Origin of the sequence: Streptacidiphilus fuscans (assembly GCF_015690355.1) — a bacterium.
GTDB classification, from domain to species: Bacteria; Actinomycetota; Actinomycetes; order Streptomycetales; family Streptomycetaceae; genus Streptacidiphilus; species Streptacidiphilus fuscans.
In genome coordinates, this window is the sequence record NZ_JADPRT010000007.1 from 1 (window position 1) to 12,470 (window position 12,470).

The 12,470-nt window shown below is 71.5% G+C and carries 11 protein-coding genes and 1 rRNA gene; 7 read left to right on the plus strand and 5 right to left on the minus strand.

Annotated features, from left to right (window positions below; genetic code table 11):
- A 16S ribosomal RNA gene (locus I2501_RS17795) occupies positions 1 to 130 on the minus strand; the annotation flags it as partial.
- A 475-nt stretch (positions 131 to 605) separates the two neighbouring features.
- Between I2501_RS17795 and I2501_RS17800 the strand changes: the two genes are divergently transcribed.
- Both I2501_RS17800 and ptsP read left to right on the plus strand, forming a co-directional pair.
- Positions 606 to 1,055 carry a PTS sugar transporter subunit IIA gene (locus tag I2501_RS17800; RefSeq protein ID WP_196195070.1) on the plus strand — a complete coding sequence of 150 codons (450 nt, stop codon included), beginning with the start codon at positions 606 to 608 and terminating at the stop codon, positions 1,053 to 1,055.
- A 51-nt stretch (positions 1,056 to 1,106) separates the two neighbouring features.
- On the plus strand, positions 1,107 to 2,777 hold the full coding sequence (gene ptsP, locus I2501_RS17805) for a phosphoenolpyruvate--protein phosphotransferase (RefSeq protein ID WP_196195071.1): 1,671 nt from the start codon (positions 1,107 to 1,109) through the stop codon (positions 2,775 to 2,777).
- 21 nt (positions 2,778 to 2,798) lie between these two features.
- Here the strand turns inward: ptsP and I2501_RS17810 are convergent, their stop codons facing one another.
- A complete protein-coding gene (locus I2501_RS17810; RefSeq protein ID WP_196195072.1) occupies positions 2,799 to 3,809 on the minus strand; it encodes an EamA family transporter in 1,011 nt (336 codons plus the stop codon).
- Between the two features lie 160 nt (positions 3,810 to 3,969).
- Here I2501_RS17810 and I2501_RS17815 point away from each other — a divergent pair, with 160 nt between their 5' ends.
- Positions 3,970 to 4,779: a class I SAM-dependent methyltransferase gene (locus tag I2501_RS17815; protein ID WP_215909746.1), complete on the plus strand. Its 810-nt coding sequence runs from the start codon at positions 3,970 to 3,972 to the stop codon at positions 4,777 to 4,779.
- A gap of 35 nt (positions 4,780 to 4,814) precedes the next feature.
- On the opposite strand, the gene I2501_RS17820 is transcribed toward I2501_RS17815, so the two are convergent.
- From I2501_RS17820 to I2501_RS17830, 3 genes are all read right to left on the minus strand, one after another.
- The gene (locus tag I2501_RS17820; protein ID WP_196195074.1) at positions 4,815 to 6,803 is read right to left on the minus strand and encodes an acetoacetate--CoA ligase; all 1,989 of its coding nucleotides are present in this window, start codon (positions 6,801 to 6,803) and stop codon (positions 4,815 to 4,817) included.
- A gap of 191 nt (positions 6,804 to 6,994) precedes the next feature.
- The gene (locus I2501_RS17825; protein ID WP_196195075.1) at positions 6,995 to 7,780 is read right to left on the minus strand and encodes an NUDIX hydrolase; all 786 of its coding nucleotides are present in this window, start codon (positions 7,778 to 7,780) and stop codon (positions 6,995 to 6,997) included.
- 173 nt (positions 7,781 to 7,953) lie between these two features.
- Positions 7,954 to 8,523, minus strand: coding sequence for a TetR/AcrR family transcriptional regulator (locus I2501_RS17830; protein ID WP_196195076.1), 570 nt, complete (start codon positions 8,521 to 8,523; stop codon positions 7,954 to 7,956).
- A 97-nt stretch (positions 8,524 to 8,620) separates the two neighbouring features.
- Here I2501_RS17830 and I2501_RS17835 point away from each other — a divergent pair, with 97 nt between their 5' ends.
- From I2501_RS17835 to I2501_RS17850, 4 genes are all read left to right on the plus strand, one after another.
- The gene (locus I2501_RS17835; RefSeq protein WP_196195077.1) at positions 8,621 to 9,364 is read left to right on the plus strand and encodes an SDR family oxidoreductase; all 744 of its coding nucleotides are present in this window, start codon (positions 8,621 to 8,623) and stop codon (positions 9,362 to 9,364) included.
- A gap of 138 nt (positions 9,365 to 9,502) precedes the next feature.
- The gene (mmuM, locus tag I2501_RS17840) at positions 9,503 to 10,474 is read left to right on the plus strand and encodes a homocysteine S-methyltransferase (RefSeq protein ID WP_196195078.1); all 972 of its coding nucleotides are present in this window, start codon (positions 9,503 to 9,505) and stop codon (positions 10,472 to 10,474) included.
- A 163-nt stretch (positions 10,475 to 10,637) separates the two neighbouring features.
- A complete protein-coding gene (locus I2501_RS17845; protein ID WP_196195079.1) occupies positions 10,638 to 11,402 on the plus strand; it encodes an IclR family transcriptional regulator in 765 nt (254 codons plus the stop codon).
- Between the two features lie 265 nt (positions 11,403 to 11,667).
- Positions 11,668 to 12,378, plus strand: coding sequence for an MIP/aquaporin family protein (locus I2501_RS17850; protein ID WP_196195080.1), 711 nt, complete (start codon positions 11,668 to 11,670; stop codon positions 12,376 to 12,378).
- Positions 12,379 to 12,470 lie beyond the last annotated feature (92 nt).

Sequence of the window (12,470 nt, forward strand, 5' to 3'; positions counted from 1 at the left end):
CAGGGCAGATTGCCCACGTGTTACTCACCCGTTCGCCACTGATCCACCCCGAAGGGCTTCACCGTTCGACTTGCATGTGTTAAGCACGCCGCCAGCGTTCGTCCTGAGCCAGGATCAAACTCTCCGTGAATGCTTTCCCGTAATCGGGACATCCAACGCAGAGCGGCACAGCATCCGCCGGAATGAGCGGACCCGTGCACAGCGTCCTCGCTGAAAATTTGTTCTCAAAAGTAACTGGCGTTGACTTTTGGCACGCTGTTGAGTTCTCAAGGAACGGACGCTTCCTTCGGTCCCGTTTTCACCGGGCCCTCCGGGCGCTTCCTTCGTGATTTGTCCCGGTCGGCGCCGGGCACAACGAAGAAGTTACAGGGAGCTGTCCGTAGGAGCAAATCGGCATCCGTCACTCGAATGACGTAGAGTCGGCTCGGCGCAGTGGTCTAGACCTCTCGCCGATCTTGCCCGGTCGGGGACCAGCCGTCCTGACCTGGGCGGACAACTCGGAGCTTTAGGTCCGGAGTGTCCGATGTTGACATGATTTAGGCTGATTCCCGGCGTGCGCCCTTGAGGGCTCGCGTCCTGGGTTCCGCCATCTAGGAGGCTCAACCATGACGACCGTGACGTCACCTCTGGTCGGCGAGGCCATCGGGCTCGCGAACGTTCCTGACCCCGTCTTCTCCGGCGCCATGGTCGGTCCCGGGACCGCGATCAAGCCCGCGCCCGGTCCCGGTGAGGCCGTCTCCCCCGTCGACGGCATCGTGGTGTCCATGCACCCGCACGCGTTCGTCGTGCTGGACGAGCAGGGGCACGGCGTGCTGACGCACCTGGGTATCGACACCGTTCAGCTGAACGGCGAGGGTTTTGAGTTGCTCGTGCAGAAGGGCGACACCGTCAAGCGCGGGCAGCCGGTCGTCAAGTGGGACCCGACCGCCGTCGAGGCCGCGGGGAAGTCGTCCATCTGCCCCGTGGTCGCGTTGGAGGCCTTGGCCGACCAGCTTTCCGGGCTGCGGGAGTCCGGGGACATCGCGGTGGGCGACACGCTCTTCACCTGGCAGTGATTCAGCGGTAGAGCGGGATGACGACGGAGACTCAAAGCGGAGACCGGTGTGATGACAGAGACCCTGCAGGGCGTGGGCGTGAGCCACGGCGTGGCGATCGGCCAGGTGCGGCACATGGGCACGGCGGTGCTGGAGCCGGAGGCCAAGCAGATTCCGACCGAGGACGCGGCGCGCGAGCAGGCTCGGGCCAAGCGGGCGGTGGACGCCGTCGCCGCCGATCTGCAGGCGCGCGGCAACCTGGCGGGCGGCGAGGCACAGGCGGTACTCGAAGCCCAGGCGCTGATGGCGCTCGACCCGGAGCTGATGGCCGACGTGGAGCGGCGGATCGCCGTGGGCAGCAGCGCGGAGCGCGCCGTCTACGACGCGTTCGCCGCGTACCGGGCGCTGCTGGCGGCGGCCGGGGACTACCTGGCCGGGCGGGTCGCGGACCTGGACGACGTGCGGAACCGGATCGTCGCCCGGCTGATGGGTGTGCCGATGCCGGGTGTGCCGGACAGCGACGAGCCGTACGTGCTGATCGCACGTGATCTCGCCCCCGCCGACACGGCGTTGCTGGACCCGACGCTGGTGCTCGGTTTCGTCACCGAGGAGGGCGGGCCGACCAGCCACAGCGCGATCCTGGCCAGAGCGCTCGGGGTGCCGGCCGTGGTGGCGATGCCCGGCGCGACCGCGATGCCGGAGGGCGTGGTGGTCGCGGTCGACGGCAGCAGCGGCGCGGTCATCGTCGACCCGTCGACGGAGACGCAGGAGCGGTTGCGGCGCGAGGCGGCGGAGCGGAAGGCGGCGCTGGCCGCGTCCACAGGCCCGGGCCGGACCTCGGACGGGCACCTGATTCCCCTGCTGGCCAATATCGGCGGCCCGGTGGACGTACCGGCCGCGGTCAAGGCGGGAGCGGAGGGTGTGGGTCTCTTCCGTACGGAGTTCCTCTTCTTGGATGACTCGAAGAAGGCTCCGTCGGAGGACGCCCAGGTCGAGGCCTACCGCGCGGTGCTGGAGGCGTTTCCCGAAGGGCGCGTCGTGGTGCGGGTCCTGGACGCGGGGGCGGACAAGCCGCTGGACTTCCTGACTCCGGCCGACGAGCCCAACCCCGCGTTGGGCGTGCGCGGTCTGCGGTCGTTGCTGGAGCACCCCGAGGTGCTGCGGACCCAGCTGCGGGCGCTGGCGCGAGCGGCGGAGGGTCTGCCGGTGCACCTTGAGGTGATGGCCCCGATGGTGGCCGACCGCCAGGACGCAAAGGCCTTCGCCGATGCGTGCCGTGAGGCGGGGCTGCAGGCGAAGTTCGGCGCGATGGTGGAGATCCCCTCGGCGGCGCTGCGGGCGCGGTCGATCCTCCGGGAGGTCGAGTTCCTCTCGCTGGGTACCAACGACCTTGCCCAGTACACCTTTGCGGCCGACCGGCAGGTGGGCGCGGTGGCGCGGTTGCAGGATCCGTGGCAGCCGGCGCTGCTCGACCTGGTCGCGTTGTCCGCGGAGGCGGCCCGTGCCGAGGGCAAGAGCTGCGGCGTCTGCGGCGAGGCCGCCTCGGATCCGGTGCTGGCCTGCGTGCTGACCGGTCTCGGCGTGACCAGCCTGTCCATGGGCGCGGCGTCGATCCCGTACGTGCGGGCGAAGTTGGCCAAGGTGACGCTGGCCCAGTGCGAGCGGGCCGCTGCCGCCGCGCGGGCCGCGGACAGTGCGGCCGAGGCGCGGGCGGCGGCGAACCAGGTGCTCTCCGGGGAGTGAGGCACCGGTGCGGGCCACCGGTTACGACGTGAGCGGGCCTTCGTCCTTCGGGGCGGGGGCCCGCTCCGGCGTTCGCGCAGCGCGTGCCGTGCGGGCCTCGGTGGAGACGACGACGCAGACTCCGGCCACCACGATGGCGCCGCCGACGGCGATGGACCAGGTCACCTGCTCGTTGAGGATCAGCCAGCCGAGCGCGACCGCGACGACCGGGTTGACGTAGGCGTAGGTGGCGACCAGGGAGAGCGGCGCGGTCTGCAGCAGCCAGGCGAAGGCGCTGAAGGCGACCAGGGAGCCGAAGACGACGAGGTAGGCGAGGGCCAGCCAGGAGCTGGTGCTGACCGCGCCGAAGTCCAGGTGCTCGTGGCGGAAGAAGCCGACGGCGAGGTCGCCCAGCCCACCGGCCAGCATCTCGTAGGCGCTCGCGGTGAAGGGGTTGCCGGGCATCGGCAGGCGGGAGGAGAGGAACGAGCCGATCGACCAGAGCAGGGCCGCGGAGAGCACCGCGATGATTCCGACCAGCCGGACCGCGCCGGAGGTGCCCGGCAGGGTGAGCACGATCAGCCCGGCGAAGCCGATCAGCACGCCGACGAAGGTCGCGGCACGCGGGCGGTCGCCGAAGAGGGTGCGCAGCACGATGACCCAGAGCGGTACGGCGGCGACCAGCAGCGCCGCCAGCCCGGAGGGGATCCGGGTCTCGGCGAGGACGACCAGCCCGTTGCCGCCCACAAGCAGCAGCAGGCCGACGACGACAGCGGAGGCGAGCTGCCTTCGGGTCACCCGCAGGGCGCTCGGCCCCGAGCGCCAGGCGACCAGGCCCGCCAGCAGGACCGCGGCGGTGAGGAAGCGGAGGGCCGCCGAGAGGAACGGCGGCATGGTCTCGACGGTGATCCGGATGGCGAGGTAGGTGGATCCCCAGACGACGTAGACGATGCCGAGGGCGGGCCAGAGGAAGTTCCTGGTCTGCTCGGGACCAGGTGACCGACCTGCGGGAACCGACCGTTCGGTCGCAGCCGGCGCCGCCTCGTGTGTCATGTGTGTTCCTCTCGTACAGCTCTGTACGTCGATCCTCCCGCAGGAGGACGGCCACCCGCCACGCCATATCCTGCCGTTCTGATGAGGGCGTCTTGTCATGCAAGACACTTGTTCTCACTCACTGAGACCTGATCTATGGTCGATGTCCAGGGAGGCAGACATGACCGAGCATCAGAAGCAGTACACCCACGGCTACCACGCGTCCGTCCTGCGCTCGCACACCTGGCGCACCGTGGAGAACTCCGCCGGCCACCTGCTGCCGGAGCTGAAGCCGGGCCTGTCCGTGCTGGACGTCGGCTGCGGGCCGGGCACGATCACGGCCGGGCTGGCCGAGCGGGTCGGGCCGGGTCTGGTCACGGCGGTCGAGATCTCCGCCGAGGTACTGGCCAAGGCGGCCGAGGCGGTACCTGAGTCGGCCGGGGTCCGGTTCGAGACGGCAGACGTGCACGCGCTGCCGTTCCCCGACGCGTCGTTCGACGTCGTGCACGCGCACCAGGTGTTGCAGCATGTCGCGGACCCGGTGCAGGCGCTGCGCGAGATGCGGCGGGTCTGTCGTCCGGGCGGCGTGGTCGCGGTGCGCGACTCGGACTACGGGGCGTTTGTCTGGTACCCGTCGCTGCCGGAGCTGGACGAGTGGAACGCGCTGTACCACCGGGTCGCCCGCGCCAACGGCGGCGAGCCGGACGCCGGGCGGATGCTGCGCTCCTGGGCGCTCGACGCGGGCTTCGCGCCGGAGCAGGTCGAGGCGTCCTCGTCCACCTGGTGCTTCTCGTCGCAGGAGGACCGTGCCTGGTGGGGCGGGATGTGGGCGGAGCGGATCACCGGTTCCGCGATCGCCGAGCAGGCGGTGGCCGAGGGGTTCGCCGGGCGCGAGGAGCTGGAGCGGATCAGCGCTGCCTGGCAGAGCTGGGCGCAGGACCCGCGCGGCTGGTTCAGCGTGCTGCACGGCGAACTGCTGTGCCGGGTGTGACCCGGCACAGCGGCCCTCGGACGATCAGTTGACCGTCAGCGGCGGTACTGCTCGAAGATCCGCAGCGCGTCGGGGTTGTCGATGGAGCCGGGGTTAACGGCCTGGGCGAGCGGCGTGCCGCCCAGGATCCGCTTGATCGGCACCTCGATGCGCTTGCCGGTGAGGGTGTGCGGGAGCGCGGGCACGGCGATGATCTCGTCCGGGACGTGCCGTGGCGACAGCTGTGTGCGCAGCGCGTCGCGGACCGCCGTGCGCAGCTCGTCGTCGAGCTCCGCGCCCTCGGCCAGCACCACGAAGAGCGGCATCCAGTAGCCGCCGTCGGGCAGTTCCAGGCCGATGACCAGGGACTCCTTGACGGCGGGCAGCCGCTCGACCACCTCGTAGATGTCGGCGGAGCCCATCCGGACGCCCTGCCGGTTGAGCGTCGAGTCGGAGCGGCCGTGGATGACCACGGTGCCGCGCTCGGTCACGGTGATCCAGTCGCCGTGGCGCCAGACGCCGGGGAACATCTCGAAGTAGCTGTCCCGGTAGCGGACGCCGTCGGGGTCGTTCCAGAAGCGGATCGGCATGGACGGGATCGGCTTGGTGACGACCAGTTCGCCGACGTCGCCGACGACGGGCTTGCCGTCGACGTCCCAGGCCTCGACGGCCGCGCCCAGGCTGGGGGCCTGGATCTCGCCGAGGTAGACCGGCAGCGTCGGCACGCCGCCGACGAAGCAGCTGCAGACGTCCGTGCCGCCGCTGACCGAGGCGAGCCACACGTCCGGGCTGATCTCGTCGTAGATCCAGCGGAAGCCGTCGGGCGGGAGCGGGGAGCCGGTGGTGCCGATTGCCCTCAGCCGGGCCAGGTCGAGGTCGCGGCCCGGGTGGACCTCGGCCTTCTTGCACGCCATCACATAGGCGGCGGAGGTACCGAACGCGGTGACCCCCGCGTCGGCGGCGATGCGCCACTGCGCGTCAGGGGTGGGGTAGCCGGGGCTGCCGTCGTAGGTGACGATGCTCGCGCCCACCAGCAGACCGGCCAGCAGGAAGTTCCACATCATCCAGCCGGTGGAGGTGTACCAGAAGAACCGGTCCCCCGGGCCGAGGTCGAGATGGAGACCGGCCTGCTTGAGGTGCTCCACGGTGATGCCGCCGTGGCTCTGGACGATGGCCTTGGGCAGGCCGGTGGTCCCCGAGGAGTAGAGCACCCAGAGCGGGTGGTCGAACGGCAGCTGCTCGAAGGAGGGGACGGTCGGACTGCTCGTCAACTCCTCCCACTCCAGCGCGCCTTCGGGCGCGGGGCGGCCGAGCAGCGGGATGTGCACGACGTGACGGAGCGTCGGCAGCTCGGCGCGCAGCTCGGCGACGACGTCGGTGCGGTCGTGCTCCTTGCCGCCGTAGCGGTAGCCGTCGACAGCGAAGAGGAGGACGGGTTCGAGCTGCTGGAACCGGTCGAGCACGCTGCGGGCGCCGAAGTCCGGCGCGCACGAGGTCCAGATCGCGCCGACGGCGGCGGTGGCCAGCAGGGCGACGACGGCCTGCGGCACGTTCGGCAGGTAGCCGCCCACCCGGTCGCCGGGCTCGACGCCGAGGCGACGCAGTTCGGCGGCGAGCGAGCCGACCTGACGGCGCAACTCCGACCAGGTGGTGACCCGCGGCTCGGGGTGCGCCTCGTCGACGTGGAGGATGGCGGGCGAGTCGGCGTTGTGCGGGTCCTCGCCGTGACGCAGCACGTGCTGGGCGTAGTTGAGCTTCGCGCCGGGGAACCAGGTGGCCCCGGGCATGGTCGCGTCCCCAAGCACGGCCTCGGGCTCCGTGGTGAAGCGGACGTCGAACCACTGGGTGACGGCGCTCCAGAAGTCCTCGAGGTGCTCGACCGACCAGCGGTGGAAGGCGGCGTACTCGACGGCGGGGTCCTGGCCCTCCTGGGGGCGGGGCGCGCCGTAGTACTCGGCGGCGAAGCGCTGGAAGGCAGCCATCCGGGAGGCCGCGGCCGAGGCCGGGTCCGGCCGCCAGAGCGGCGTGGTCTCTTCAGTGCTCATGCGCTGCGTGTGCCTCCGACCGTCAGGCGTACCTGCGCGTCGGTGGGCAGGTGGGAACGCCTGTGCTGACCTTGCCACGATCGGGGCAGGACGCGCCAGGGTCGACGGAACGCGTCACACGCCCTTGACTTCGGGCGCGGTGATCAGGGCCGCAGCTGATCACGCCTGGACGCGATCAGGGCCGCAGCTGATCACGGCCGCAGCAGTGCCGGGTGCAGGAGGGTGGCCGGTCCGGCGCGGTAGAGGCGGGCGCGGGGACCGCCGCGGGAGTTGCCGCGTTCCGCGGTAGCGCCGGTGTCCTCGACGAAGCCGGGCACGGAGAGCACCTTGCGGTGGAAGTTGCCCGGGTGCAGGCGCTCGCCCCAGATCTCCTCGTAGACGGCACGGAGTTCGGGAATGGTGAACTCCGGCCGGAGGAAGGCGGTGGCCAGCGGCGTGTACTCCAGCTTGCCGCGGGCGCGCTCCAGGGCGTCGGCGACGATCCGCGCGTGGTCGAAGGCCAGTTCGCGTTCGGCGAGCGGAGCGGGTAGCTCCCGGTCGCCGGTCCCACCCCCGTGAGGACCGGCGACCGGAACCCAGACGGCGCGGGCGGCATCGCCGCCGGCGCGCGGGTCGGGCAGATCGGGTGCGAAGGCCAGGTAGGCCACCGAGACCACGTGCATGCGCGGGTCACGGTCGGGCGCGCCGTAGGAGCCGAGCTGCTCCAGGTGCACCCGTTCGAGAGCGGTGGGCGCGAGGCCGGTCTCCTCCGCGAGCTCGCGCGCCGCGGCCTCGTCCAGCCCTTCCTCCCCCGCCTTGACGAACCCTCCGGGCAGCGCCCACCGCCCCTGGAACGGCGGGCCGCCCCGCTCCACGAGCAGGATGCTGAGCCGTCCCTGACGCAGCGTCAGCACGACGACGTCGACCGTGAGCGCGATCGGCGCGTAGGCCCGGGGGTCGTACGCGGCGAGCCACGCGGCCTCGTCGTCCTCGTGCATGCGCGTTGCTCCGATTGGGTTGGTTTCTGGTCGGGGTCGGTCGACTGCGTCGACTCGCCCACTCCTGTTGTTCTCAGGTCGAGTTTTTCTCTGATCGAGTCTTTCTCGGCCTGAGAACAACGTAGCGCATGCCGCGCCGGAGTACCAGCCCAAACCCCCGCCCTCCGTGCCGGCTACGCCTGCCGCAGCGCGGCGACCACGACGAGCACCTCTTGCGTCAACTTCGGCCCCACCGGGCCGTGCTGGTTCATCAGCCGGTACCACATGGCCCCGAAGACCAGGTCGACGACGGTCGGGACCGGCACCTTCCAACCGTCCACGCCCTGACGCTCCAGCACCTCGGCCAGCAGTGCGCGCCGGCCGGCGATATAGCCGCGGAGCGTGGCGGCCAGCTGCTCGTCGGCGAAGGCGTCGGAGGTCAGACCGAGCAGGATGTCGGCGACCGGGGCCTTGTGGGCGAGCCGGAACGTGGCGTCCAGGAAGACGCGCAGGTCGGCGACCGGATCGCCGCTCGGCGGCGGGGTGCCGTGGGCCGCGCCGACCTCGGCCAGCGCCTCGGACAGCACCGCACCCCGGGTCGGCCACCAGCGGTAGACCGTCTGACGCCCGACTCCGGCCGCCTCCGCGATGGCCTTCATCGTGACATTGGCATAGCCGCCGTCCACACAGAGCGCGACGGCGGCATCGAGGATCGCGCGACGGGCCGCATCACTGCGCGGACGCCCGGGAGGCTTCACGTTCATGAGCCGACTTTACAAGACACGGTGTCTCGATACAGAATCGAGGCACGGTGTCTCGTTACTCGTGACGAGACACGAGCGGAATGAAGTGGGGACGGACATGGCACACACGTCGGAGCGCGTCGTCATCCTCGGCGGCACCTCGGGGATCGGCCTGGCGACGGCGGACCTGCTGCTCGACCGGGGGTACGAGGTCGTCGTCGCCGGACGCAGCGAGGAACGCCTCGCGCAAGCACTGAAGACGCTGGACGCGCAGGGCGCCGACCGCCCGGTCACGGGCCGGGCGGTGGATGCGACGGACAGCGGGCAACTCGCCGCGTTCTTCGCGGAGGTGGGCGCGTTCAACCACCTCGTGGTCACGGTCACCAGGAACGGCGGGGTCACCTCGCTGGCAGACCTGGAGGCCGCCGAGGTACGCAAGCACAGCGAGGGCAAGCTCCTCGCCCACCTGCTCAGCGTCCAGGCCGCGCTCGGCACGCTGCGCGCCGACGGCTCGGTGACGCTGGTCGGCGCGGTCAGCTCGCAGCTGAGCGCACCGGGCCTGGTCGTCCTCGGCGCGATGAACGCGGCCGTCGAGACCGCCTCGCGGATCCTCGCGGCGGAGCTGGCCCCGCGCCGGGTCAACGCGGTCTCTCCCGGCGTGATCGAGACGCCCTGGTGGGACTGGATCCCGGCGGAGGCGCGCGCCGAGGCCATCACCGGTGCGGCAGGGGCCACGGCGGTCGGCCGTCCGGGCCGGGCCGAGGAGGTCGCGCACGCGATCGGCTTCCTGGTCGAGAACACCTACACCACGGGCGTGGTCCTGCCGGTCGACGGCGGGGCTCGGCTCAACGTGCAGCGGTGACCCCGTCCACGTGGCCGGGCGACCGGCGGGGATAGGGTTGGGGTGACGTCGAAGGGGCGGGCCTGCCGGAGTACCGGTGGCCCGCCCCGCGCCGTTGGCCAGCTCACCTGCTCCGCTCGTCCGTCCGGAGGTCCGCCGATGTCCATCCAGGGTTCGCTCGCCGACGCGCTCGCCAGGGGCGTGGTGGTGCTGGACGGCGGCATGTCCAACGAGCTGGCCGCCGACGGACACGACCTCTCCGACGCGCTGTGGTCCGCGCGGCTGCTGCGCGACGAACCGGCGGCCGTCCGTGCGGTGCACCGGCGCTACTTCGCCGCCGGTGCGCAGGTCGCGATCACCGCGAGCTACCAGGCCAGCTTCGAGGGCTTCGCCCGGGTCGGCCTGGACCGCGCGGAGGCGGAGGAACTGCTGCGGCGCAGCGTCACGCTGGCGCGGGAGGCCGCCGACGAGCTGCCCGACGGGGTGCCCAACGCGGGACCCGACACGGGATCCGACGCGGGACCGGACGACGTGCCCGGCCAGGGGCGGCGCTGGGTCGCGGCTTCGGTCGGACCCTACGGCGCCGTGCTGGCCGACGGCTCCGAGTACCGGGGCCGGTACGGGCTCAGCCGAGCGCAGTTGCGCGCCTTCCACGCGCCGCGCGCTGAGGTGCTCGCGTCGGCGCGACCCGACGTGCTGGCGATCGAGACCATCCCCGACATCGACGAGGCCGAGGCGGCGCTCGACGCCGTCTCCTCGCTGGACGTGCCGGTCTGGCTCTCCTTCAGCGCGGCCGACGGCTCGACCCGGGCCGGGCAGCCGCTCGCCGAGGCGTTCGCGCTGGCGCACGGCAATGCGCAGGTCGTCGCCGTGGGCGTGAACTGCCTCGCGCCGGAGGAGGCCGCCGATGCGGTCGCGCTGGCGGCGGAGGTGTCCGGCAAGCCGGTCGTCGTCTACCCGAACAGCGGCGAGGGCTGGGACGCGGCGGCGCGCGCCTGGTCCGGCCCCGCGACCTTCTCCCCTGACCGGGTGGCCGAGTGGACCGCCTCCGGGGCCCGGCTGGTCGGCGGCTGCTGCCGCGTCGGGGCCGACCAGATCGCCGCGCTGGCGCAGGGGATCCGCGTCCGCTGAGACGCCTTCGACGGCCCTTCGGGGCGGGCCTGTGTGCTGCCTGACCAGGTTTGCTGGCAGACTCGGTGTCACGCACGGCGCTGTCGGCATTGTCGACCGCTGTTCCGTCCCCTGTTCTGTTCGTTCCGTGGTGCTGTCTTCAGCCGAAGTGGGAGGTCCTCCGATGGCCGGGTCGATCCAGTCGCTCGAACGCGCGGCGGCGATCCTGCGGCTGCTCGCCGGCGGCGAGCGGCGGCTGGGCCTGTCGGACGTGGCCGCCTCGCTGGGACTGGCCAAGGGCACCGCCCACGGCATCCTGCGCACGCTGCAGCAGGAGGGCTTCGTCGAGCAGGACCCGGACAGCGGCAAGTACCAGCTGGGCGCCGAGCTGCTGCGGCTCGGCCAGAGCTACCTGGACGTCCACGAGCTGCGCGCCCGCGCCCTGGTCTGGGCGGACGACCTGGCCCGGGCCAGCGGGGAGACGGTCTACCTCGGGGTGCTGCACCAGCGCGGCGTGCTGATCGTGCATCACGTCTTCCGCCCGGACGACACCCGGCAGGTGCTGGAGGTCGGCAGCATGCAGCCGCTGCACAGCACCGCGCTGGGGAAGGTGCTGTTCGCCCACGACCCGGTCGCCCGCGCCGAGCTGCAGGAGAGCGAACGCGAGGCGTTCACCCCGCGCACCCTGACCGAGCTGGCCGACCTGGACGCGGAGGCCGCGCAGATCCGCGAGCGCGGCTGGGGCGCGGCCGTCGAGGAGACCTGGACCGGCGTGGCGTCGGTCGCGGCGCTGATCCAGGACCGGCGCCGCAACCCGGTCGGTGCGGTCGCGCTCAACGGGCCGGTCGAGCGGGTCTGCCGCGACGGCGTGATCCGGCCGGAGCTGGTCGTCTCCGTGCGCGAGGCGGCCCGCGCGATCTCCCGCGACCTGGGCGCGCCGCGGTTCTGACGCGCCCCGCCTGCTGATGCCCCGCCCGTTGCCGCTCTGACGTCCCGCGCTTGCGGGGTCTGCTCTCGATCTGACGGTCCGTTCGGTGTGTTCTGCCGCCGTCCGATCGGGTGATTTGTCTATGTTGAGCGAGCAATGTTCCGTTTGTTCGACGCATCCACAGCCACGGCTGCACCTGCATTGACGCAGGCACGGCGGGCCACGTAGTTTTCGCACAACGGTCGACATTGTCGAACGTGAGCCGCAAACTGCACTGGGAGCCGCTGTGTCCAACAGCCATATCTTCTTCGGCGAACTCATCGGTACCGCCCTACTCATCCTGCTCGGCGGGGGTGTCTGCGCCGCCGTCACCCTGAAGCGCTCGAAGGCCGAAGGGGCGGGATGGCTCGCCATCGCCTTCGGCTGGGGCTTTGCCGTGCTCGTCGCCGCGTACACCGCGAACTCACTGTCCGGGGCCCACCTCAACCCCGCCGTCACCATCGCGATAGCCGTCAAGACCGGCGACTGGAGCCACGTCCCGGTCTACCTGGCCGGACAGTTCCTCGGCGCGGTCGTCGGCGCGGTGCTGGTCTGGCTGGCCTACCTGGGCCAGTTCAACGAGAACGACGAGCCCACCCTCGGCATCTTCGCCACCGGGCCGGAGATCCGGAACCCGGTCCAGAACGTGATCACCGAGACCGTCGGCACCACCGTGCTCTGCCTGCTGATCCTGACGCAGGGGCTGAACAAGGAACTCGGCCTGTCCGGCATGGGCATCCTGATCACCGCCCTGACCGTGGTCGGCATCGGCCTCTCGCTGGGTGGCCCGACCGGCTACGCGATCAACCCCTTCCGCGACCTGGGCCCGCGTCTGGTCCACTCGCTGCTGCCGATCCCCAAGAAGGGCAGCTCGGACTGGGGTTACGCCTGGGTCCCGATCGTCGGCCCGATCCTCGGCGCGCTGCTCGCCGGCGGAATCTACAACGCGGCCTTCTGATCCACCCGCCTCCACCCGCCGGATCGACCAGGCTAGGCACACCCGAGAACGCGCCACCCCGCAGGGCCCTCGCCGCCCCCACTGTCAACGAG